Annotated in this window: 22 protein-coding genes; 4 read left to right on the forward strand and 18 right to left on the reverse strand. The window is 43.8% G+C overall.

Annotated elements, in window-relative coordinates; all coding sequences use genetic code 11:
* Positions 1 to 51: 51 nt before the first annotated feature.
* From DXC51_RS04625 to DXC51_RS04640, 4 genes are all read right to left on the reverse strand, one after another.
* A complete protein-coding gene (locus DXC51_RS04625; RefSeq protein WP_117543918.1) occupies positions 52 to 1,884 on the reverse strand; it encodes a cache domain-containing sensor histidine kinase in 1,833 nt (610 codons plus the stop codon).
* Positions 1,881 to 3,446, reverse strand: a complete 1,566-nt coding sequence (locus DXC51_RS04630; RefSeq protein ID WP_117543920.1) for a response regulator transcription factor — start codon at positions 3,444 to 3,446, stop codon at positions 1,881 to 1,883. Before DXC51_RS04630 ends, DXC51_RS04625 begins: the two co-directional genes overlap by 4 nt.
* A 343-nt stretch (positions 3,447 to 3,789) precedes the next feature.
* Positions 3,790 to 4,929, reverse strand: coding sequence for a DUF2264 domain-containing protein (locus DXC51_RS04635; RefSeq protein ID WP_117543922.1), 1,140 nt, complete (start codon positions 4,927 to 4,929; stop codon positions 3,790 to 3,792).
* A 44-nt stretch (positions 4,930 to 4,973) separates the two neighbouring features.
* The gene (locus DXC51_RS04640) at positions 4,974 to 6,113 is read right to left on the reverse strand and encodes a glycoside hydrolase family 88 protein (protein WP_035321682.1); all 1,140 of its coding nucleotides are present in this window, start codon (positions 6,111 to 6,113) and stop codon (positions 4,974 to 4,976) included.
* Positions 6,114 to 6,545: 432 nt separating this feature from the next.
* On the opposite strand from DXC51_RS04640, the gene DXC51_RS04645 reads away from it, so the two are divergent.
* The gene (locus DXC51_RS04645) at positions 6,546 to 7,346 is read left to right on the forward strand and encodes an AraC family transcriptional regulator (protein WP_025489618.1); all 801 of its coding nucleotides are present in this window, start codon (positions 6,546 to 6,548) and stop codon (positions 7,344 to 7,346) included.
* Between the two features lie 274 nt (positions 7,347 to 7,620).
* Here DXC51_RS04645 and DXC51_RS04650 read toward each other — a convergent pair whose 3' ends face one another.
* Together DXC51_RS04650 and DXC51_RS04655 are read right to left on the reverse strand one after the other, a co-directional pair.
* On the reverse strand, positions 7,621 to 10,338 hold the full coding sequence (locus tag DXC51_RS04650) for a heavy metal translocating P-type ATPase (protein WP_117530552.1): 2,718 nt from the start codon (positions 10,336 to 10,338) through the stop codon (positions 7,621 to 7,623).
* Positions 10,339 to 10,532: 194 nt separating this feature from the next.
* A complete protein-coding gene (locus tag DXC51_RS04655; protein WP_117543924.1) occupies positions 10,533 to 10,895 on the reverse strand; it encodes a metal-sensing transcriptional repressor in 363 nt (120 codons plus the stop codon).
* Positions 10,896 to 11,136: 241 nt separating this feature from the next.
* Here DXC51_RS04655 and DXC51_RS04660 point away from each other — a divergent pair, with 241 nt between their 5' ends.
* The 3 genes from DXC51_RS04660 (at position 11,137) to DXC51_RS04670 (ending at position 12,208) form a co-directional block, all read left to right on the forward strand.
* Entirely contained in the window at positions 11,137 to 11,448 is a 312-nt protein-coding gene (locus DXC51_RS04660) for a hypothetical protein (protein ID WP_117543926.1), read from the forward strand.
* A 201-nt stretch (positions 11,449 to 11,649) separates the two neighbouring features.
* Complete coding sequence (locus DXC51_RS04665; protein ID WP_147332335.1) at positions 11,650 to 12,027, forward strand: hypothetical protein; 378 nt, start codon at positions 11,650 to 11,652, stop codon at positions 12,025 to 12,027.
* Positions 11,996 to 12,208: a hypothetical protein gene (locus tag DXC51_RS04670; protein WP_117543930.1), complete on the forward strand. Its 213-nt coding sequence runs from the start codon at positions 11,996 to 11,998 to the stop codon at positions 12,206 to 12,208. The genes DXC51_RS04665 and DXC51_RS04670 overlap by 32 nt, the downstream gene beginning before the upstream one ends.
* Before the next feature lie 246 nt (positions 12,209 to 12,454).
* Here the strand turns inward: DXC51_RS04670 and DXC51_RS04675 are convergent, their stop codons facing one another.
* The 12 genes from DXC51_RS04675 to DXC51_RS04730 all read right to left on the reverse strand — a co-directional run bounded on the left by DXC51_RS04675 (position 12,455) and on the right by DXC51_RS04730 (position 24,189).
* Positions 12,455 to 12,754, reverse strand: a complete 300-nt coding sequence (locus tag DXC51_RS04675) for a PD-(D/E)XK nuclease domain-containing protein (protein ID WP_181970023.1) — start codon at positions 12,752 to 12,754, stop codon at positions 12,455 to 12,457.
* Positions 12,755 to 12,784: 30 nt separating this feature from the next.
* A complete protein-coding gene (locus DXC51_RS04680; RefSeq protein WP_181970024.1) occupies positions 12,785 to 13,939 on the reverse strand; it encodes an AAA family ATPase in 1,155 nt (384 codons plus the stop codon).
* Positions 13,843 to 14,100, reverse strand: coding sequence for an AAA family ATPase (locus tag DXC51_RS30525; RefSeq protein ID WP_117543936.1), 258 nt, complete (start codon positions 14,098 to 14,100; stop codon positions 13,843 to 13,845). The genes DXC51_RS04680 and DXC51_RS30525 overlap by 97 nt, the downstream gene beginning before the upstream one ends.
* Before the next feature lie 322 nt (positions 14,101 to 14,422).
* Positions 14,423 to 14,638: a hypothetical protein gene (locus tag DXC51_RS04690; RefSeq protein WP_117543938.1), complete on the reverse strand. Its 216-nt coding sequence runs from the start codon at positions 14,636 to 14,638 to the stop codon at positions 14,423 to 14,425.
* A gap of 279 nt (positions 14,639 to 14,917) precedes the next feature.
* Positions 14,918 to 16,024, reverse strand: coding sequence for a non-hydrolyzing UDP-N-acetylglucosamine 2-epimerase (gene wecB / locus DXC51_RS04695; protein ID WP_117543940.1), 1,107 nt, complete (start codon positions 16,022 to 16,024; stop codon positions 14,918 to 14,920).
* Positions 16,021 to 17,283 (reverse strand): flippase, encoded by a 1,263-nt coding sequence (locus DXC51_RS04700; protein ID WP_117543941.1) that lies wholly within the window; start codon positions 17,281 to 17,283, stop codon positions 16,021 to 16,023. The genes wecB and DXC51_RS04700 overlap by 4 nt, the downstream gene beginning before the upstream one ends.
* The gene (locus DXC51_RS04705) at positions 17,284 to 18,465 is read right to left on the reverse strand and encodes a Coenzyme F420 hydrogenase/dehydrogenase, beta subunit C-terminal domain (RefSeq protein WP_117543942.1); all 1,182 of its coding nucleotides are present in this window, start codon (positions 18,463 to 18,465) and stop codon (positions 17,284 to 17,286) included.
* 13 nt (positions 18,466 to 18,478) lie between these two features.
* Positions 18,479 to 19,762: a hypothetical protein gene (locus DXC51_RS04710; protein WP_117543943.1), complete on the reverse strand. Its 1,284-nt coding sequence runs from the start codon at positions 19,760 to 19,762 to the stop codon at positions 18,479 to 18,481.
* A gap of 36 nt (positions 19,763 to 19,798) precedes the next feature.
* Entirely contained in the window at positions 19,799 to 20,911 is a 1,113-nt protein-coding gene (locus tag DXC51_RS04715; protein ID WP_117543944.1) for a glycosyltransferase family protein, read from the reverse strand.
* Between the two features lie 21 nt (positions 20,912 to 20,932).
* Positions 20,933 to 22,042 (reverse strand): polysaccharide pyruvyl transferase family protein, encoded by a 1,110-nt coding sequence (locus DXC51_RS04720; RefSeq protein ID WP_117543945.1) that lies wholly within the window; start codon positions 22,040 to 22,042, stop codon positions 20,933 to 20,935.
* 22 nt (positions 22,043 to 22,064) lie between these two features.
* Positions 22,065 to 22,949, reverse strand: a complete 885-nt coding sequence (locus tag DXC51_RS04725) for a glucosamine inositolphosphorylceramide transferase family protein (RefSeq protein ID WP_117543946.1) — start codon at positions 22,947 to 22,949, stop codon at positions 22,065 to 22,067.
* Entirely contained in the window at positions 22,918 to 24,189 is a 1,272-nt protein-coding gene (locus DXC51_RS04730; protein ID WP_181970026.1) for a glycosyltransferase family 4 protein, read from the reverse strand. The genes DXC51_RS04725 and DXC51_RS04730 overlap by 32 nt, the downstream gene beginning before the upstream one ends.
* Positions 24,190 to 24,202: the final 13 nt, after the last annotated feature.

Raw genomic sequence — 24,202 nt, forward strand, 5'->3', positions numbered from 1 at the left:
TCTGCCGGCTATTTATTTTGCCGTTTTTTTATTTTGTTGTCTTTTTCCGTTTTAACTGTCAATATACAGAATCTTTTCCGCTTCCTCCGGGGTCAGGGCGGGCAGACGGACTGTAACCGTGGTTCCCTTTCCCACCTGGCTTTCATAGAAAACTCCATATTCTTCCCCATAGCACAGCTTAATCCTGAAGTTCACGTTCTTGGCTCCGTAGCCATGGCTTACTTCGCACGTATTTTCCTCAAAAATATGCGCTACCTGTTCCGCAGTCATCCCCAGCCCGTTGTCGGTGATACAAAAAATAAGATCCTTTCCTTCGGTCACCGCGGATATACGGATTCTGCATTCCACCATGTCAGGCACCCTGGCAATGCTGTACATAATCGCATTTTCCACAAAGGGCTGAAGGATGATGTTGATGCAGGACAGCTCCTCCACGCCCTCCTGCGCATCAATCTCAAGCCTGATGGCATTATCAAAATGGTAATTTTCTATCCTGACATAGGCACGTACATGGTTCAGCTCCTCCCGCACCCTGACGATCTGCCTTCCCTTATTCAGGCTGATCCGATAGAACTGAGCCAGATTCTGCGCAAGCTCCATGATTTCCGGCGCATTGTAATCCATGGCCTCCCAGTTGATCAAATCCAGGGTATTATACAGAAAGTGCGGATTGATCTGCGCCTGCAGCGCGCGCAGCTCGGCCGATTTCACGTTTTTACCCAGCCGGTACTGCTCCAGCATCAGCTTGCGCAGCTCCTTGGTCATATAACTGAAGCTGCGGAACAGCTCGCCGATTTCATCGCTTTCCTCTTCCGGTATTTCCAAAGAAAGCTGCCCATCCTGTACCTGTTTCATCTTCGTATTCAGCGTTACCAGACGCTTTGAGTAATATTTTCCCAACAGCCAGGAAATCAGAAAGATGGAAAGCACAATCAGCACGGAAAAAAAGATAAGCGTCATCCCCATTAAATAAGTCTGCCTGTAAAAATCCTGTCTGGGAATGATGGAAACCAGCGTCCATTCCGCCTGCTCCAGCTTTCTCTGACGGTAAAGATAGGCGCTTCCTCCCATCCGCAGCTCCTGCCATGAGGAATTCCTGCCATGGCCGGGAAGGCTTCCTTTTCCGGACAGCTCATCCAGATTTTCCTGACTGGATGCCGCCAGAATTTCCCCTCTCTGATTAATGAGGTAACTGATTCCCTTCTGCGTAACATCCGAATTCGCCACAATCCGTTCCAGTTCATCACTGGAAACACTCACCCTTGCGATACAGGAGCTGCCGCTTCCCGCCTCTCCGTATATTTTCTTCAGCATTGCCACACGCAGCTGCTTCTCTCCCACCAGCTCCGGGCCGCTTCTTTCAAGCCCTGTGAAATACAACAGCCCCTGATTGATTCGGCCGCACATTTCCTCATAATACGGTTTCTTCTGCAAATCGGATTCCGGGAAAAAATGGTATCTGTTATAGGCGTAAACAAGGCTGTCAGGCACATAAATTCCACATTGGTACATTTTATTGGAAAGCTCCAGCGAGGTCATAATATCATTGATCCTCCAGTAATCCCTCCACTGATCGCCCGCTTCCTGTCTGGTAAGGTAATTTCCCTCCTCCAGCATGTCCTGCAGCTCCCGATCCGCACCCACAAGCTCCAAAATATAATTCATATTCTGCAGATGGCTCTCCAGAAAGTTGACCGCCTGTTCAAAGGATTGATCTGCGGAATAGATAATCTGCGCTTCGTATCTTTTCTCAATCAGCATATAGCTGCAGGAAAGCAGCAGAATAAAAATCAGGATCATAGGGCCGGAAAAGGATACGATAAGCTTAATCCGCATGGGCAGGCGTTTGAAATAATTTTTCATCCGGGACCATATTTTTTTCACAGGTTCTTATTCTCCTTATATTCTGAGGGCGTCATTCCTGTCTGCGCCTTGAAAATCCTGGCAAAATAGGCGGCATCCTCATAGCCCACAAGATCCGCCACATGATACAGCTTCAGGCTGTTGTCACGCAGCAGCTTCTTGGCCTGGTCAATCCGCATGTTGGTCAAATACTGGTTGATGGTGGTTCCGGTCCTCCTTTTAAAAAGACCGGACAGATAGGAGGGCGTGAGGTATACGGCATCCGCCAGATCCTTAATACACAGGCTTTTGTCTGAATACCGCTGCTTCATCACTTCAATTACCTGGAAAATCACCGCATTTCCTCCGGTACCTTCCCTTTCCCTTGCTTCAATAGCTTCCATGGCCCGGGCGGCAACAAAGGTGTGCAGCTCTTCCAATGTCTGCGCGTTGTCCCAGAAACGTCCGGATTCCCGGCGTTCCCTTCCTTCTCCTGTCAGCAGTTCCTTTTCCAGCTGTTGGATATGGCTGTAAAGCAGGAAATACATATTTTTTACCGAGCTGTTCAACGCGGCCTTTTCTGTTATAAGCTGTGCATAAATCTGCTCCAGAATACGGATGGCTTCCTCCTTCTCCCGCCTGGAAAGCGCGCCCACAAAGGCCTCCTCCTGATCCTTTTCCACCTCAAAATACCGATCGGCCGGCGCTTCCCCACAAAATGCAAAGGAGGCAAAGCCCTTATAGGAAAGGCATCCTGCCGACTGGCAGGCGGACTGATAGGATGCATACAGCTTTCCGGGTTCCTCCACCATAGCTCCCACAGCGAGGAAATGACGGTATTCCCCTTTGGATTCCATGGCCAGTACACAGAGGGCACGAATCAGTTCTCCATCCCTGTCCAGCATGGACTTCGTGCCGGTTGCCAGCAAAATCAGCGTTCTGTTGTCGTGGAAATCCATATTACAATAGAATTGTTCTTCAGCCATAAATATCTGCAGTTTTTCCCGGTAGAAGCGGACAAACTCCCCGGTGTCGTCCACCGTTCCCGCCAGCTTTACAATCCCGATGCGCATCCGGGTATCCCCGCTGTCCCAAAGGCCGCTCCGGCGCAGCTGACATTCCAGCTTTTTTACATCCTCCGGCGTGGAAAGCAGGGAAAACAAAGCCTCCCTCTTCAAAAAATCCATGCTCTCCGTATAGCTGTCCTGCAACGCCTTCTGCTTTTTAATCTGAGCAATTCTTTCGATGCCTTTTTCCACCGCCCCGATTAATTCCTCCAAAACCACGGGCTTTTCCACGTACTGTATCGCCCCCAGCTCAATAGCGGCCTTCAGATACTCCTTGTAGGAATAGCTGCTGACAAAAATAATCTGGCAGTCCGGCAAAAGGCTGCGCAGCTGTCTGCACATCTCGATACCATCCATGCCCCTCATCTTAATATCGGAAAGCACAATATCCGGCTGCCATCTGGCGCATATCCCGAAAGCTTCATCTGCATTTTCCGCCGTTTCCACGGCATCCACGCCTATTTTTTTCCACGGGACATGCCGCATCAGGCCGCGCCTGGTTATCAGCTCATCCTCTACGATAAGCAGCTTTATCATGTATTTTTCCTCCCCTGTGCGCTGTCCGCCGACGGCGGCAGCTGCGTTCCTGCCAGCAATGTATCCCCGGAAAACCGGGACCAATCATTTTCATACGATGTAAAAATGTATGAATTTCTCTGGATATTATAGCATAAGGAATATGGGGTGACCAATATATTTCGCGGATGTGGAACTGCGTGATATGGAACTGTACACGGAACGAAATACGGGACGGGAAGGGAATGTATATGAGAATAGTTTTATTGAGGGGACAGGTATGGCAAAAAAATAAGAAGCCAAAACAGTCTGCATTTTGGCTTCTTATAATTATTATGATCCTGTCGGGTCAATATTGTCCAGTTCAGTCAATCGCATGATCAATCTGTACGTGGCCGCCGCTCCACACTTTTCGGGAGGTCCAGTCCGCATCTTCATCGGCCCAGAACGGGTCAGAGACGGGAAGGCCCAGCGGCAGGAATACGGCGCTGCACAGGTACAGGCTTCCCACATTGATATAGCCCTCCGCCAGTTCGGGCTGGCATCCGCAGACTCCCGGCCGCAGCCAGCCGTTTTGATCAAACATTTCCTGGTTTTCCATACATCTGCGGATAACCGCGGTCAATGCACAGCGGACCTGGGCAGGCTTCAGAGAGCCCTCCAGACGATGTTCCAGCACGGCCTGGGACAGCATCTGAAAAGCGCCGAAACGATAGCAGATGGAACGTCCAAGGATTGGATAGCTTCCGTCAGGCGCGATCATCCGTTCCAGAACGGAGGCATAACGTGCGGCCCGGGCGGCTACCCTTTTTTCCAGTTCCCGGAATTCTTCCCCCAGATTTACGAACATTTCCGCCAGATCCAAATACATGGGCTGGATAACAAAGCTGTTATAATAATCCCAGTGGAACATTTCGCCATCGCCATAGACGCCGTCCCCTTTATACCAGCCGTCAAATACCCTGAGGGCGTATGCAATGCGCATTTTATCATAATCTTTTTCACCCAGCACATACAATCCGGCTTCCACCATAGCGGAGAAAAAAATCCAGTTAGAATTGCAGGCCACAATCTGCCTGGAGCTTCTCAGGGCCGCCGCCAGATTCCTGTGCACTCTCTCCGGCAGTCTGCCTGCCAGCTGTCTGGGGGCGCGTACCAGCGCATGGCACAGGAATGCCGTATCCACCAGGGGCTGGCCGCCTTCGTTAAAAATCATAAAGTCCGCGGATTTCGGATCCGTCGCTTTGTCTATGCAGCGTACTGCCAGGCTGCGGTAGGTTTCCTGAAGTTCCTTTTCCTCTCCTTCAAGTCCCTCCGCCTCCAGCCAGGGCGCCAGGCCGAGCATGCTCCTTCCGAAAGCCTCCAAAGGCGCAAAGGGCGCTCTTTCTCCATGAAAATCCAGCGGCATGGTCTTTTTCAGTTCTTCTTTTTCCAAAGCCCGCAGCACCGGAGTTACGATGTGCAGCATGGAATCCAGCCATATTTTTCTTGTATTGTTTTCCATAATCTCTCCTGTCCGCGCGCATAGCACGCCTTTTTATAAATATACTACCAGAGGAAGCAGTCCTTGTGAAGCAGACGCAGGATCGCTTCTATGAAGAAATAGTCACCGTAAATAATCGCTTCCTGTCCGGCATCGCTGTGGTAAGCTGCTTTTCCCATTTCCAGGATAGCATCCTCTTCAGGGTTCCAGTTAGCAAAATTCTCTTCCATGGCGCGCAGGATACGGTATGCACCTTCCTCATACAGCCTCTTTTCATGTTCAGGCACAAAGGAGGCTATTTCCAGGAGGCCGCAGGCAGCACAGGCTCCTGCCGTGGAATCATAATATACCGGTTCCTGGGGCGAACGGAAATCACAGAGCGGCAGATAATCGGTCATAGCCACGTTAGCTAAAAAATAATGCGCCACTTTTTTCGCCGCGTCCAGATATCTGGCCTCACCGGTGTGATGGTAGCTGAGGGCAAAGCCGTAAACCGCCCAGGACTGGCCTCTGCTCCAGGCGCTGTTTTCACCGTAGCCCTGGCCTCCGGGCGCTTCCAGGAGTTCTCCTGTCAGCGGATCAAGGATGCCGATGTGATTGCAGGAGCCGTCAGGTCTTAACAGCTTGTCAATGGCCGTATCCGCATGGATTTTTGCAATTGCAGCGAATCGGGGATCCTTGCTTTCCTCGCTCATCCAGTAGAGGATGGGAAGATTCATAAGGCAGTCGATAATGATCCAGCCCACCTGGTTATCGCCGTTCCAGGCGCGGATAAAATTGCCCAGCGGATTGAATCTGGCTGCCAGAACATTGGCCGCATTTACACCTCGTTTTTTGGCTTCCTCGCTGCCGGTGAGACGGTAATCCGCAACTGCGGTATGCAGCCACATAAATCCCACATCATGATACAGCTTTCCGATATCGGCCAATGCGGTATCCATCCTCTTTTCCACGCCTTCGGCAGCTTTCCGGTATTTCTCATCCCCTGTGGCATGGTACATCTGCCAGAGCATTCCTCCCCAGAAACCATTGGTCCACCAGAATATGTCTTTTTCACCCCAGTCTGTTGTATATCTGCCGTTTTCCGGCACATACGGGATTTTGTCGCCGACTCTGTCGCATTCGGCGCTCATTTTGGCACAGATTTTGCCGTATACCTCCTCCAGCCATTTCTGTCTTTCTTCTTTACTTTCCTGTCTTGCCATGGTTTGTACTCCTTTATGTATTATTATTGTAACAGTTCTGGCAGGTTTGCGCATTCACTGCGCAAGCCGTGAGAAAATGTGGTGGCAGCAGGCATCCGTCCCTCGCCGAAGGCGACTATTAATGAGCGGATGCAGTAACAGTTTGACCGAAGGCTGAACTGTTACTTATTTTTTGTTTATTTGCAATTAGATGAGCCGGGCAGCGGGCGTCAGATACAATTGCAGAGAGACTGGCAGCGGTTTGCTGCTCTCCTGCTGTATACCCGGAGAGCGGCAGCCTTACATTTATTTATTTTTATAACAGCACTATACAAATCTGTAAAAGGCTGTAAAATATAACTGACAGGAATGCTGCGGATATCAGGGAAACTGCTCTTTTATCCAGATGTCCGGCAGGGCTGTCATTTTAACCTGAAAGGATATGTATCTGCCATGATTACTGTCGGCCACTGCGGTTATGATTCCAGGCACCGGACCAGGCTGGAAATGCGCCGTCCGGGAGGAACGCCTGACTATACTCTTCTGCTTATAAAAACGGAGGCTTTTTTCCGGATAGATGGAAAAACTCTGCAGACTCCGCCGGGGACGGTTATTCTGTATGAACCGTCGGTTCCTGTCCATTACGGCAGCGTAGGCGCCTCCTATAATGATGACTGGATTCATTTTCTGCCTGAGGACTGCGACTTACCATTCCTGCAGGAGCTGAAGCTTCCCTGCAATACGCCATGCACGCTTTCCTTTACCGGACAGCTCTCCGAATATGCCCGTATGATCGTCCTGGAAAAAAATTCGGAGCATCCCTACCGGGAACAGATTCTAGATTCCCTCATGCGGACTTTGCTGTATTCACTGGCCTCCCAGCTTTTGTCTTCTCCTGACGAAGCCATGGAAAACAAATATTATTCCGCAATGAATGAGCTGCGGATGTCCATTTTAAACACGCCTCATAAAAAATGGACAATTGAGGCGATGGCTGAGTTAGTGCATATCAGCCCTTCCTATCTGCAGCATCTTTACCGGGAGCTGTTTGGTGTTTCCTGCATTCAGGATGTGATTCAGGCACGCCTGAAATCCGCCCGTTTTTACCTGCGGACCACGGAAATGTCCATCCAGTCCATTGCAGAGCTTTGCGGGTATGAAAATGAGCTTCATTTCATGAGGCAGTTTAAGAAATTTACCAATATGACGCCCAGCCAGTACCGCAGTCATTATCTTTGTGAACAGCAGAAATGATGGGTGATGGGTGATGTTTGCAAAGATAACAGAAGTTGCTTGAAAAAGCCTCCGCACCGTGTTTCTGTCGGTGCAGAGGCTTTTATAAGCTTCTGAATTCAGTTTCTCCGGCAGAAGAAGCTGCATCCGGAATTCTTTCAGCTGTTTCGCTGCTTTGGGGCCGCGTCCCATTCGTTCCGGCTGGCTCTTCTTCTTTATACCTTATTTAGGTTCTGTGCGCAATGAACTATTCCCTGTTGAACTGACATATCCTGCTTTTTTGTTCAGCGCTGTTTTATCTGGTTACGCAGTCCACTGCGGTATAGCCGGCATCCTCCACGGCTTTCTTCAGGATGTCATCCGCTACGTCCGCAGACAGCTTAACTGTGGCTTTTTTTGCTTCCAGATCCACATTCGCTTCCTGCACACCTTCCACGGCTGCAAGGGCTTTCTGCACATGCATCTGGCAGTGTGCGCACATCATTCCTTCTACTGTGATTACTTTTTCCATTTCTGATTCTCCTTTTCCGGACAGTTCTTCCTGTCCATTCCTTTCTTTTTCTGGTTTTATTGTGTCCTGGCTGGAGGGGTCTTCCTGAGTAACGGATTCCTCCTGTGCAGCGGTCAATAGCTGTTTTTTGACGGCAGATGGCTGCTGTGATTCCGGCGCAGAAATTGCTTCCGGCTGGTCAAAGGCAGTAATGTCTGTTGTTTTCCCTTTGAAGAAGCGCAGACGGAGGGCATTGGTTACAACACATACGGAGCTCAAACTCATGGCTGCCGAACCAATCATGGGACTTAAGCGCAGGCCGAAGGCCGGATACAGAACGCCTGCCGCCACGGGAATTCCCAAAATGTTATAAAAGAATGCCCAGAACAGGTTCATGCGGATATTGCGTATAACCGACTTGCTCAAATCTATGGCAGTCGCCACGTCGACGAGGGAATCCTTCATAAGGACCACATCCGCCGAATCGATGGCAATATCCGTTCCTGCACCGATAGCGATTCCCACATCCGCCCTGGTGAGTGCGGGAGCATCGTTGATGCCGTCGCCTACCATAGCTACCTTATGTCCTTTTTCCTGAAGCTGCCTGATAACGGATTCCTTCTGGGTGGGCATAACCTCTGATATGGCTTCTTCAATATCTAATTTTTTACGGATTGCTTCTGCCGTAATCCGGTTATCGCCGGTCAGCATTACCACCTTCAGGCCGGCTTCCTTAAACTGCTTCAGGGCAGATCTGCTGGAATCCCTGACGGTATCCGCCACAGCTATGATGCCCTCAAGTTCGCCGTCTTTTGCAAAAAGCAGAGGGGTCTTTCCTTCATTGGCAAGGCTTTCCAGTTTCTGTTTGGCTGTTTTTTGCATGTCTTCTTTTTTAAGAAGGCCGTTTTCCTGTAAAAAGGCGAGGTTCCCGGCCAGATATTTTTTCCCTTCCACAACGGCGCTGACACCCCGGCCTGCGCGGGCGTCGAAGCTTTCCGCCTGGGGAACCGGAAGCTTTTTCTCTTTGGCTTTTTCTACCACAGCCATAGCCAGGGGGTGTTCGCTTCCGGATTCCACCGCTGCTGCTTCTGCCAGGAAGGTGTCCTGGGTTATATTTTTGTTAAAAATAATCACATCGGTTACCGAAGGGTGTCCGGAGGTGATGGTTCCTGTTTTATCCAGCACAATGGTGTCGATGGAATGCAATGTTTCCAGGCTTTCCGCTGATTTTATCAGGATGCCGTATTCTGCCGCTTTTCCGGTTCCCACCATAATGGCTACGGGAGTTGCAAGGCCCAGGGCGCAGGGACAGGAAATTACCAGCACTGCGATAGCATTGGAAAGGGCAAACTCAAAGGTATGGCCGGTGGCTATCCAGGCAATTGCAGTCAGAACAGCAATAACGATAACCGTGGGGACAAAGATTCCGCTGACACGGTCCGCCAGGCGGGCAATGGGAGCCTTGGTGTTGCCGGCCTCATCTACCAGACGGATGATCTGTGCCAGGGTGGTGTCATCCCCCACTCTTGATGCACGGAAACGGAAGGTGCCGTTTTTATTGATAGTAGCGGAAATCACTTCGTCTCCGGGGTCTTTTTCCACGGGGATACTTTCTCCGGTGATGGCGGCCTGGTCCACATAGCCGTGGCCTTCTGTAACCACTCCGTCTACGGGGATGCTTCCGCCGGGTTTGATAACAACGATATCACCGGCAATGACGTTTTCCGCCGGGATCGTCTGTTCCTGTCCGTCGCGGAAAACCACGGCGGTTTTGGGGGCGAGATCCACGAGTTTGCGGAGGGCATCGGAGGTCTTGGCTTTGGAGCGAGCTTCCAGGTACTTTCCTACGGTAATCAGTGTGAGGATCATAGCGCAGGATTCGAAATAGAGTTCATGGGCATATTGATGGATGATGTCCATATTGCCGTGTCCGAAGCCATAGGACATTTTATACATGGAAAATACGCCGTATAGGAAGGCGGCAGCGGAACCGATTGCCACCAGGGAGTCCATATTGGGGGCCTTTTTTATCAGGGCCTTGAAGCCGGACTGATAGAAATGGCGGTTGATGATCATAATGGGGATAGTAAGCAAAAGCTGGGTCAGGGCTGATATCAGGGCATTTTCCATACCGTTTAGAATACCCGGTACGGGTAATCCCATCATGGGGCCCATGGCTACGTACATGAGGGGAATCAGTATGGCTACGGAGGTTATCAGGCGGGTTTTCATGCCTTTCTGGTTTTCCTCGGTAAGTTCACGGCGGTTTTCCCATTCTCTGCTTATTGTACTCTCTTTATTTTCATTTTGTATCGGGCAGGAAGCGCCGTAGCCGATGCCTGTTACGGTGTCAATTATTTTGGCTGTGTCGGCCTGGGTTTCGTCATAGGTTACGGTCATCTGGTTGGCCAGGAGGCTGACGTTGACGTTTTGGACGCCGGGCAGCTTGCTGACGTTCCGGGTGATGTTGGCCTGGCAGGCGGCGCAGGTCATGCCGGTGATGTTGAATTTTTGGGTTTGCATGGGGGGATCACCTCTTTCTTTATTACTATCCTTATTTCTGCGGTGGGAAGCTGGCAAATGAGTTGGTGGGGGACATTGGGACTTTTGGGACTTGGTATGCGGTTAGAACTGGGATTTTTGGAAAACCCGGAGGAGCTTTCATTCATTTGGCGGCTGTCGCATTGTGAAGATTGTAATTAGGGTTATTGTCTGAATTATTTTAGTTTTTTAATCAGATCTATGGCTTCTTCTAAAATTTCTGTGTTACCGTTTTGGATTTCTTCCACGACGCAGGTTTCCAGGTGGTCCTGGAGAATGATATAGCCGAAGCTTTGGAGGGCGCTTTCTACGGCTGCTATCTGGGTGAGGATGTCGCCGCAGTAGCGGTTGTCGTCCAGCATTTTTTTGATGCCGTTTAGCTGGCCTATCATGCGGTTTAGGCGGTTTTGGAGCTGGTGGGTAGCTTCGGGGGTGCGGGGGGTGTGTTTGTGGTGGGGGCAGGATGCAGGCGAGCCGATAGTAGCAATGGTTGAAGCTGAAATTATGGGAATATCATTTGTCTCTGTGGAATCTTGCATAAAATTACCTCCTTAATATATGGACACTTTTATAAGTTAAACTACTGCGCATTAATTTTTAGCAATACCCTATAAGGGTATATTGTTTACAAGAACCACATTATACCCTTATGGGGTATTTGTCAAGTGCTTCTTGGTTCTTTCCAAGGTTAGACCCCTTAAGGAATCGTAAACGCCAAACCATGCGCTCTGTCTATATAATGTGAACTCTGCATATATTTTAGACTAAATGGAGGTATGTATGTACAGCAAAATATCTGTTCGAATTCCACAAGTTCCAGGAAAAATCACCTCAATCAAAAAAGGGAAAGCAACTTATATACTTTATGAATATGACCGTGTGTATAAACCGGAAAAAAAGTATACAATTGCCCAGAGAGCAATAATTGGTAAGGTTACTGATGCAGATGAGCAAAAAATGAGTCCGAACGAAAACTACCAGAAGTATTTTCCGAATGCAATTCTACCAGAAGAATTGCCAGAAGCATACAGAAGCTACTGTCTTAAGATTGGTACTTATCTTGTTCGGAAAGACTTATTTGGACTATTTTGATTTTAAATATGATAAAAAAGGAATACTTCTGTATGCAGAAGAAAAACGGAAATCGTACAGCGGGAACTGGAACTGTGCGGCTATTTTTGCATAATCACTTCTGAAAAAATGACAGCGGAGCAGGTACTGGTAAAGTATAAGGGAAAAGACATCTCTGAAAAGTTATTCAGTGCAGACAAGTCGTTTATAGGATCAAAAAGTATGCGTGCACAAAGCAGCGAAGCTATGTCCGCGAAGCTGTTTCTCGAATTTGTGACGCTCATCGTAAGAAACAGAATGTATAATCTGCTAAAAGAAGAGATGCTCAGAATAGAAACAAGTCCTAATTATCTGATCGTTCCTGCCGCAATCCGTGAACTGGAAAAAATTAAAATTGTGCGATATAACGGTGAAAAGTACAAACTGGATTATGCAGTAACGAAAAAACAGAAGGACATACTGGCGGCGTTTGGAATGAATGCAGAATACGTCATTCAGAAATCAAACAAAATCAGTGAATTACTACAAAATGAATTATCCATGAAGGACGATTTGGAGGAGGAAGAAGATGTCCAGAAAGAAAACGATTGCTTCGATTGAAGAAGAAAAGGAGAAGGTAAAGAACGAGCTGAAAAAAACGCAGGAAAAATGTGATAAACTATCATCCAGATTTCTGGAGCTTCAAGAATCACATAGAAAATATGAGGCAGAGCAGATCATAGATGCTTATATAAAAAGCGGAAAGAGCCTAAATGAAATGATGACATTTTTAGGGGTGTAAACATAACCCCCTAAAAATGTGTTTAGTCTAACTTTTTTGCAGAGTTCACAATATATAAACTCCCAAAAGGAAACCGATTTTCACAGAAATCTTGAATTTCCACAATCAGCTCCTACATAATTAATACTGTATAATATCAATTTTTAATACACCAACTTCTTAGGAGCCTTACGAGAATTTACTCTCCGTAAGGTTCTCATCATTTTATTATGGTGTGGTCTACTGTTTTACCCAGACATCAATCCTCTAATCTAAACGATAAGCAATCTCCGCCTGCTTCTTATAAAAAGCAATTCCCAGCTTCATCTTCTGTGTTATGCCCTCGTCCTGCATCTCAAATGCATAATTCTTCTCATCAATCTGCTGGAGTGCCATTTCAGAAAGTGCTGTCAATTTTTCGGTAACATTTTCTGGAGCAACGGTTCCACGCAGCACCTTCAGTTCAATCAGAATACCAGGCATCTTTTTGTTCAGCGGCATCATCTGAATGTCATACCTACCATCTCCGGCTTCACGGTTAGAGGTGATCCTATAATGATTGTTCATGATTGCGTACAGCCCCAACATCAGACCATGCTAAAAGCTTTCGGATGAAGCATCATAAATACTAATGGTCTGCCGCAAAAAATCCTGCAAGTGTTTCTGTAAATTTGGTACATCCTGCATTATAATCGCCTGCTGGATAGCAATCGCAGTAGACGGTGAAATGCTATCGGCAAGGCAGGACAGAATTTCTTTTTCATACACATAGAAAATCTCCTTATTGGGAATCGCTATGGTACAGATATTATTCCCATCATGCAGCGCCTGTCGATCAACAATCTTCAAATATCCTGCCATCAACAGGAAACTGTAAATCGTATAAGGGTTTCTTTTTATTTCAGGGTAGATGACTGCTATGTCCACATAGGTAGAGATTGTCTTTCCCTGCATCAACAGCTGCAAATTCTCCTGAATCTCCGATGTCGCGCCCTTGATAATTTCTCCTATAATACTGTTATTTCCGGTAGACTGCCAGAATGCTTGTGGCGAGCAATGTTCATTGATGTAGTTAATAACGGACCATGGATTGAATATTTCTGTTTCTCCGAACAAGTATCCGTCATACCATTCGCATACTTCACTGAGCTTCATCTCTACTCCATAATATTGAAGCATTACAGAAACCTCATCCTGTGTAAATCCGAAATACCTGCTGTAACGAACATCCAGAACAGAATCGACGCTCAGATTGTTCAGGCCGCTGAAAATGCCCTCTTTTGCAACCCGCAGAATCCCGGTCAGAAATCCATAGGAAAGATGGCGATTATCTTTGTATGCACCTGAAAACAGATTACACATAAAGGAAACAATCTGATTGTAGTAGCCTTTCATAAAGCCATTCTGAATCGGTGTGTCATACTCATCAATGATAATGACAGGAGCTATACCGTAGTAGGAATCCAGCATCTGTGACAGCTTACCGAGCGAAAATGCCAAATCCACTTCATTGGGTGAACCGGAAGCAATCTTCTCAAAGTCCTGTTTTTCATATTTATTAATGGCAGAACCATCCAATATTTCCAAATGGCGCAAATACTCATTTCGCAGCAACTGAGCGATTGAATTTAGTGCCAATTCCCATGTATCATATTTTACATCTTTAAAGGTGAGAAATATGACCGGATATTTACCTTGATGCTTGCGATAATCCTTGCCGCAACCCCAGATCTTTTTATCACGGAAATACACGGAAGTATCTTTGTCTGTCTTTTCAAAAAAACGCGAAGCATATCCATATTCAATGTTTTGCCAAAACGTCGAGGACGGGTAAACAGCGTAACCTTTGCGCGGGTATCGAGGAAATCTTTAATCAGCAGTGCCTTATCCACATAATAGAAGTCCGATACCACTTCCTTATTTTCATGTTATTAGTCTCACTCCATGTTATCAGACACGCCATGTGAGCATACCACTTTATCAGACACTGCATCTTATTAAATCGTAATAATCTATATATTCAGTCACAAAGAGAGGCCGATTTTCATCGGCTCCTCGTTCCGGTTTGTTCCGATTCTTCATTTTCTGTTTGGCTCACGGGTTGGCACTATAGGGATTTTGGGTGTTAAACACAATAAGTGTATTTACCACAGTTTTGTTGATACCAGAATTCCGCACCTTCTCCCCGTCTACAGTTTCTACCGTTTCCTTTAAACCACAACTCGTTTCCTCAAATCAGTCCTTACACTGATATCCCATCATCCGTAATTCTGCTATTAGTTCCATTTTGTTTGAATACGCAGAATACTCTGGAGTATCGCAATGGACTTCATATCCTTCTTTTCGTAGATTATTCACTCTGTTTATCAATGCTTCATCATTATAGGAAGGTCCAAAAATCTCGGCAGTTTTTAAACTATCATTAAATAAGACTTCCCAATATTTTTTCATTTCCTTATACCTCAGCTATTTTCTATTGTAGAGTATGCAACCTAAATAACAATAACAGTATACTACTTTTTTGGCAGACTGTAGTCTATCTTTTTGTGGTACACTTTGGAGGGAAACACATTTTTTCAAAATACTCTATTTCTTCAGAATGCTCTATTTCTTTTAAGATTGATATATTTTTGCTGTGCTTTATTGTGACTCTGCTGATATTTTTTCTATTCGAACAGGTAATCGAACAGTTGACTTATTGGCATTGAGATAAATTATTTTGTGTTGCTGTTAAATCTCTGTGTAACCAAACTCCAGAATATCAGCAATTCTCCTGCAAGTTTTACCATCACCATAAGGATTTGCTGCATGAGCCATTGCATTATATGATTCTTTATTTTCCAACAATTCCTTAAAATTCTTATAAATCACATCCTCATTAGTGCCAACTAACTTAAGAGTTCCAGCTGCAATCCCCTCCGGACGCTCAGTTGTATCTCTCATTACAAGCACTGGTTTACCAAGCGAAGGAGCCTCTTCCTGAATTCCGCCAGAGTCTGTGAGAATCAGATAGCTGTTAGCAAGAAGGTTATGGAAATCAAGTACTTCCATTGGTTCAATAATTCTAATTCTGTCACAACCGCTCAGTTCTTCATCTGCAGTCTGTCTGACTACAGGGTTCATATGGATTGGATATACGGCCTTAACATCAGGGTGCTCATCCATGATTCTTCTGATGGCGCGGAACATATGATGCATTGGTTCTCCAAGATTTTCTCTTCTATGCGCTGTGATTACAATTAGTCTGCTGTCTTCAGCCCAATCAAGAACTTCGTGCTTAAAATCAGCCCTTACTGTCGTCTGAAGAGCATCTATCGCCGTGTTACCTGTGATAAAGATAGATGCAGGATCTTTTCCTTCTTTAATTAAGTTGTTTGCGCTTCTTTCGGTTGGTGCAAAGTTATACTTGGCAATGATTCCAACAGCTTGGCGGTTGAACTCCTCTGGATAAGGGCTATAGATGTCATAAGTTCTAAGCCCTGCTTCAACATGTCCCACCGGAATCTGTTTGTAGAAGCAAGCTAATGCTGTAACAAATGTTGTAGATGTATCCCCATGCACCAGGACAACATCCGGTTTAACGTCATCCAATACATCCCCAATTTTATTAAGGATATTTGTAGTCACATCAAACAATGTCTGACGGTCTTTCATAATAGAAAGGTCATATTCTGGCGCTACATTAAAAACCTCAAGAACCTGATCTAGCATCTGTCGATGTTGTCCAGTAACGCAGACAACTGTCTTAATTCCTTCTCTTTTCTTTAATTCATTAACTAATGGGCACATTTTAATAGCTTCGGGTCTTGTGCCAAAGACCAGCATTACTGTTTTCATATACTCTCCTCTTCCGTGGATTTCACTTTTAATATTTGAAAAATTAATAGCAACATTAATCCGGCTTCACCAATAGCTGCTGCACTGGAAACACCATAAACGCCAAAAGCGATTCCCAGTGTGATATTCAGTATAACTGTAACAACTGCACTTAAAGAGAATGCCTGACTGTACTCTTTTTGATGCCCACTTGCCACAAGGAATTGTATCCCCAAGAAATTGTTTGTAATCGATAACACCATCCACATTACCAAAGGTACAATAATATTAGAATATTCTGTATAAGCAACGCCAAATGCAACAGAGATTAGGAAATTACGCAACAGGATAATGAGAAGTCCGCCTATTGCAAAGAGACCAATTATGTACATTGCTGCCCGCTTTACAGTTTGACAGCCCTTTGGAAAGGATTCCGAAAACTTTACACTTATATACGGATAAAGCGTCTGGCTGACCGGACTGAAAAACAAAATCATGATATACGGTATCTTATATATTGCGGAATAAATACCTACAATGCTCGGAGCAGCAACTGCGCCAAGAACAGTAATTCCCACGCTACTGAAAATTTTGGACATTGCCTGAGAAATAAACAGATACCAGCCGTCTTTAATTTCTTCAATAGCATCCTTGAACTTGCAAAGCTTCACCTTCAAGCCATATTTTTTTCTTGACAAAGCAAGACCTAAAATGGCAGAGAAAATGAATGTTCCGGAATAGCAAAAACAGTACAGATACAGATGCTCCTCTGCTTTCACAATTAGGAAAACAAGAAGCACGGAAATCAGACGAGACACAGCATTGATCATTGTAATCAGCTTCATGTCCTGTTTCCCCTGAAAAAGCCAAGTCAGCTGAAAAGCAACACCGATGATTACAAGGAAAAGAATATTCATACTTACATACTGCTGCACACCGACATGTGTTACATAAGCAAGTACATTCATCCCTAGATAGGAAACTGCCAACAGCAGGAGTCTTGCACTTATGATTCTGCTATATAAGTTTTGCAGACTGGAATCCCCCTCGATAGATACCTTTCTTGCACCAGTAAAACCAAAGCCGTATTCTACAATGACCTGGAAATAGGTTATCCAGTTCAGAGATAATGAAAAGATGCCATAGTTAGAGGCTCCCAAAACTCTGGTAATGTACGGCAGCGTCAACAATGGCACAACCGTATTAAAAATCTGTAGTAGGAACAGCCACATTCCATTTTTGAAGAGTTTGGTGCTAATCATTTTTTTTATATTTTCCATTTATTTTCTTCCCAGTACTTTTTTTACGCAAATTTTCGCTATGTGAATAATCGGTCTCTTAATCTTTTCGTTTTTAAACACAACATTGCATGCCTTGTCAAAACCATTTTGGGGATAAAGTTCCACAAAGCGATTGCGATACATCGAAGGAATCGAGGGATTAGCAAGCTGATTTTCAAACTTCAGTGCTTCCTCAAGAGGTCTCAAATCGATGGAAAGATCCCCCTCTACCTCCAATTGTGTAAGGAGTTTCTCTCCCTTCTCTGAATTACAAAGCACACAAGAAATACCCTGATATCTCATTTCTACAACATTTCCTTTAACTGAATCCACTTTGCCTAATCCGGTAAAGTCACCAATGGTCAAATCACTACATCTGTCAGGGCTGGCATACATACAATTGTAGCAATTTGGTCTGTAAATTGTTGCATTATGATATCCAATTTGAAAATTATCATCACTTTCTACGTATTTATGATAGTTCTTTCCCTTATAATCCACACTAAATACAAACTTAGACGTCATGAAGCGTTCATCTCTAAAAGATAAACCATCAATGCATTCGCCTTTTGTAACGTACTGCACATGCTCTTTGACGTAAAAATCAGAAGGAACCCCATGACAAATAAGATCGACTGTAAACAACTCATCGGTACTCACTTTTTTCGTTTCAGCATATTTTTTTACCGCAGCCACTTGACAAGGCAGACCAATAAAAAGCATTTTCTTGCCTGCCTTCAAGGTATCAACAACATCTTCACAAATGCCACCCATAAAGGAAAATGTGTATTTTGAATTTGTAAATTGACGGATATCTTCTTCTGTAACTCCAAGCTTATGTTTAGCCTTCAATTCTTTGTTGTCAAAGTATACACCTGAAAACAGAATTCCTTTCTTCAGACACCATCTATAAATTGCTTGCGCCATCCCCCCCGATGCGCTAGTTTTCCGGATTGTCGGATTCGTAGCATAGCCAGAATAGCACATTTGAGGTAAAGTCTTTTCAACACGATTGACTACGGGACATACTTTTTGGCACAAACTGCAATCCACGCATTTACTACTATCAATCACCGGATATATATTATTCAATGCATCTCTTTGAAACGTAATGGCATTTTTCTTACATGCTAATCCACAATTTCCACAGCCGGTACAAGAATCTCTGCTTACCAGTTCCATTTTCTTCCTCCTACTATTTTTTGCTAAATTTGATTTTGATTTTCGGATACTTTATATGCTGCTTGAGATAATACATAAAAATGAAGAAAATATACACAACATACACGTCTGTATTCTGTGTAAGCAAAACGAGTATGAGCATAAAAACCAAAGATTTTGATTTAGTTTGCTTCATACTGTCTGCAAAATAACAAAAACCAATCAGACCAAGTATACCCACAAGAAAGCCCAAATACCCAAAGTTGCACAACGTCATCTCATACCAGCAGGGAGTTGTTCCTGCGGGCAGCTTAGGAATCGGAAGATTGAGGATGGATGAAGTCAAATATTGATAATGACTATAGGGTTTACTAGGCCAAATAATTCTGGGAATAAAGATAAAAAGCGTTGAAAAAAAACTTTGCCCCGGATAATCCAAAATGTGTATTTTTTTGAAGAATTCTTCATATATGACATATTTAACAACATCATCTCTTCCAAAATCAACTCGCAACATATCATATACACTATCAAAGTTCATGTTTGAAAGCGGTTTGATTATAACCAAATAAAATGCTGAGAAGGCAATCAGACTGATTCCCAAAATCGGAAGTACCCAGAAAAGTTTCTTCCTTCCTTTCTTTCCAAGTTCTGACTTGGTAAGGAAGAAAAGATAAAAGACACCCATGACTGCAATGATAAAGCGTTTTCCCTGCATCCAAGCCAATACAAAAGTAATCATTAGTAACACGCAAATCTTTTTTGCAGTAATTCTTCCTGAGAATATCATAATGCAGGTGCAAAACAAACTGACTAGAATCAGCGAGTTCAGGATTAAATTGTCCTGTCCGCTTACGCCTCTCAAACTCATAGAACTATATATTAAAAATTGATCCACATTACCGGACAGCAATACAAAAAGTACAGGTGAAGCAATCCCCAAAATATAAATGCATGGATTTTCGTTTTTATTTCGCAAGGCACAGCTTGCAACTACCGCTCTTTGTGTCAATTTCTTATTCATCATTATGCCATAAGTGTACAAAGCTAAAATGGCAACTATTATATAGATATCATAAATAACAGCAACGCTCGCATTATTCATTGATTCTAAAAAAGACCTGTACCAATATACTACAATATATTGTGGCATTCCAATCAGATAATTCAAAAGAATTGGAAAGCAGCAAAAAATATACACAATAAATACCACATAAAATGATACAGAGCAGTATCTATCAAACACAAATTTTTTATACGATTTATATGTTACAATTGATGTAATAAAAATCATCAACCAATCTACGATTGGAGACATAATCTACCTCTCTCTATACCATGTAAAGATTTTATCTCATTGAATACCATTTTCTACAATAATCTGTTTCATCAGTGCTACATTGTCCGTTCCCTGATAAAAGTCATAAGCATTTTGGGCGTACAGGTCATAGTGATCTTCAATATCCCTAATTGCGTGTATAAGATCACCCCTTTTCATTGGTACGCAAACACCTGCTTTGGCTGCTCCAATCGTATTGATCAATCCGGGAACTTCATTTCCGATTGCTGGAATACGCAGTCCCGAGTATTCGTAAATCTTGTTCGGCGCGCAGAATGCACGGTTCAGACTGTTCCGGTCATCATAGAATACAAAGCCGATAGAAGCGTAGCTGGTAACTTCCAAATGATAGGGAGCCGGAATATTCTTAATAAAGATGCATCTTTCGTACTCTTTCTGAATATCTTCAAAAATATTCTCCGGATCCAATCCCATCAGTACAAAATAGTAGCCAGTACCAGAATCCCGAATTGCCCTTACCATTTCCAGCATATAGTCCAGGCTTTTTAAAATACCCTGGTAAATAATGAATTTCTTATCCTGAACCAGTTCGATTGCCTTCTGGGTTGCCTCGATAGAAGGCGTCTTGCGTCTTTCATCATGGAAATCATAGGGCTTATTTGGCATCACATAAGGCAGCTTCTTCAAGCCGTACCAGTTACGCATAATATAAGCTCTCGATGTCTCACAACAAACAATAAACTTAGCATCTCCAGTGAGTTTGCAAAATAACTTATTCTTGAACTTATTGTCATCTAAGAGTTCCAAAGATGTCAATGCATAATTGTATCCCTTCAACATTCCGATCATAGGCATCGCAGTCTCTGCGGTTCCGAACCAGAACAGTATCTTCGAAACATCCCGCAGGTTTTTCATTCTCTTTTTCACTGAGAACGCAAACTGTTGCCAGTTATTTAGTTTATCCAGTTTTCCAGGCAATTTTCCACGCTGCTCACGAAGATCCACATATGGAACATTCTCCGAATCAAAAATTGTAAGTAACTGCTTATCACAAGAGCCGTACCATACCTCAACATCCACGCCACACTTTTTCAGAATACGGATCTGTGCAATGCAAGGAGGATAAATATGTAACTCTGATTTTACTATATAAATTACTTTTTTCATCTCATTATTCTCTCATTTTTCTCATTTTTCGATTGCCGTTTTCAAGAACACCTTAGATGCATCTGCAACAGTTCGAATTTTTGAATCCACTTCAGCGTAATCAATCCTATTTTGTGGAATATCTAGTGCATCACCATAAAAAATTCTACCTTCAAGGCCAATCTGCGTTAGGTAGTCACGAATCCTAGAATCAGTACTTTGTCTGTTATTGATTACGGAATATATGGGCTTATTGAAGATTGTTGAGAAAACCGTACCATGATATCCATCTGTCAAAACAGCCGAGGCGTAATACATATAGTTTAGAAATTCTACCGGGCTGGCATCATTCATAAAGTTGCTCCGAAACGATTCCTTTTCCAGATGCATCCAAATATACTTTATCTTCATCCCGTGCGCTTTAGCAATCTGCTCTGCGATCTCCATATTCCGTTTTATAGGTTTCTTATCAATGAGATAGCACAGCAAGTATTTTTCTTTGGAAAGTACGCTTTCCTTATCAACAAATGATTCCCAGTCCTCCCGTGTCAGCAATAGAACCGGATCCACTGTATCCACCACACTATGTTCACAAATTGCTTCTACCTTTTCCCTCGCACCCTTTTCTCTCAAACCAACACATGGAAACTCTTTCGCATATTTGGAAAAAGCACGAATATCGTCCAAAGACGAATCTCCAATACTTACAGAGTAGCCAATTTTTTTAGCCTTTGTCTCAAAAGGGAAGAAAAACATCTCATCAAAGTCAAAGATATGAGGATTCCACACTTGATCACTCCCGCTGATAATAGCACAATACTGCTCTCGATCTACCAATGCCTTAAGTTGCTCTGTATTCACAACCTTTTCCGTATGTGGAATATAGTTTTCCACAAAATCAGCAAAGCCTTTCTCCTTCTTGAGTCTCTGTTTTACAAACGGTAGCAAAACGGCATTCACAAGAACATTCTTTACACCATCTTTCTTATGAAAAACAGAGTTGTTCTTTTCCTGAATTCTGGAAACAGCATTCAGCACAACAGCGTCGTATCCTGCTTTTTCTAAATACTTTCTGAGCGCATAACATTGCAAAACAGCTCCATAGTTTCTGGCAAAATGATATGTGATAATTCCAACTTTCTTTTTATTCATATATTAACCTCAATTCTTTCTGCTATCTCTTCATCGCGTGCTTTGCTTTTTCTATCAGAATCGTAGGGTTAATCTGATAATACAGAAGATCAATCACTTCTAAATTGCCCATTCTATTGAGCGTATGCACGCGCCAATAGTTTCTTTTGCTGTTTATTACCATGTCCGAAACGGAATAAGTACCAATTTCTGTTTCCTGTAAAGTTTCGCCATCAAAAGAATCCAGTTTGCACAAATGCAAATATTCACCATATACCCTTCCGCATTCCTGCAAAGCGTGATAGGTTCCATTGTCATATTGGATAAAGTTACCGGCTGGTCGCTTATCTACATAGTTTCCTTTTAGTGCGGAGAGTTTCGCCTTCCATGTATTGGTATCAATTTTAAACAATACATTGTTTTTTTCTGGAAGCTTTTGACCAATCGCATACATAACATTTCCTTCTGTCTTCACAAAAACTGTGTCCACTACCGCAATATCATCATACAGGATGGACTGCAATTTCCATTCATATGGGAAGTCGACAGCTTTGTACAGCCGTAACTGATTGGACTCACTGGTTTCCGGCATCATATAAAACTCGTTTTCAAACTTAAACACATTGGGGAACGACATGTGGAAGGGCTCATTAATGATTTCTACAACCTCCTTAGTATCCTGTAGATCAATCACGCCGATTGTGCCCTTCTCACCATTTGCATCATCTAAAATTTCTACGAAAATATATTCCCTGCCATTCTCTGCAAAGGGGAACGAGTCGGCATACCAACGGTGCAGTGTCGGTTCCAGCACCTCAAACGGCTGAGTATTATCAAAATGTGTAATATTATCACCGGCATGTCGGTAACCTACTGCATAGGCACCTTTATAAAAATTATGTAAGAACTTTTTGATTTCCTTTTTCATCCTTGCGCTCCTTCCTGAGAATGTCATCATACAAACGATTAACTCGAACAACATACGCAGCATAGCTATAATCCGCACATTTGAAAGAGTCCTTAATATTTCTTTGAAACTGATCGATGGAAGTGTCCTCTAGGGAAGCCTGAATTTTTTGTTTCAAAGCTTCCACATTTCCTGCCTCATAAATCAGACCATTTACGCCATCCCTAATAGTTTCCGTAGCTGAAGTACAGTCTGTAACAATACAAGGCAGACCTGCCGACATTGCCTCAGGAATGGTCAAAGGTGAGCCCTCGTTGCAAATAGATGGGAAGATTAAGGCTCTGGCTACCTGATAGTATTTCGTTAACTGCGCACTATTGACCCAGCCGACGAATTCAATTTGGGGGTATCTCTGTTTTAATGTATCCAGCAGAGGGCCTACACCAACAACCTGTCCTCGAATATCAGCACATTTTTGTAGTTCTGTAATTGCTTTGCAGAAATCCTCTACTCCCTTTTCTTCAGATACTCTGCCGACGCAAAGGAAAATATTGCTGCAATGGTGAGTCATTACCATCTGATCCGATAAGTCGATAGGATTTCTCAGGTAGTGAAATTCTGTCGACTGCATATATGGCTGGGACAGATTCAGAATTCTGTTGGAAATATATGCAAAATTAATGTCTTTGGAGTTTTGTACATATCGGTTCTGAACTATTTGTCTAGCACATCGCCAGATTTTTTGAAAATAAGATCGTTTATCACAATTACAGGCTATGCACTTCCAACTCATCGGTTTCAATTGGCACAGTTCTTTTTTCCGGTAGTCAAAAAAACCTCCATTGGGACACACCGAAAAGTAATCATGTAAAGTGATGAGTATCGGAAATTTCATTTTCTGGGTAACAGCAACAACGGATACCGACAATGCCTTACTCCATCCATGTATATGAACAACAGTATGGTTCGGGTCTAAACCTGTCAATATTTTCACTAGTTCAACTTTTGCCTGTCTGTTCCAAATGCCATAACAGCACGCTTTTAGCTTATTCCTATTGCCAGCAATATGAGGTGTATCTATACAGACCACCTTGATTGCGTCATTTGATTGTAGACACTCGTCAATCTCTGCATCTGCAGAGAAATAAATAACATTATTATTTGGGTTCTTTGCTAATTCAATCGCACTTTGAATGGCAATTTTTGCAGCACCTCCGCTGATAACTGCCTTATCATATACTATTACAATTGTTTTTTTCATATCTTCTCCCATT

This window comes from Eisenbergiella massiliensis, assembly GCF_003435485.1.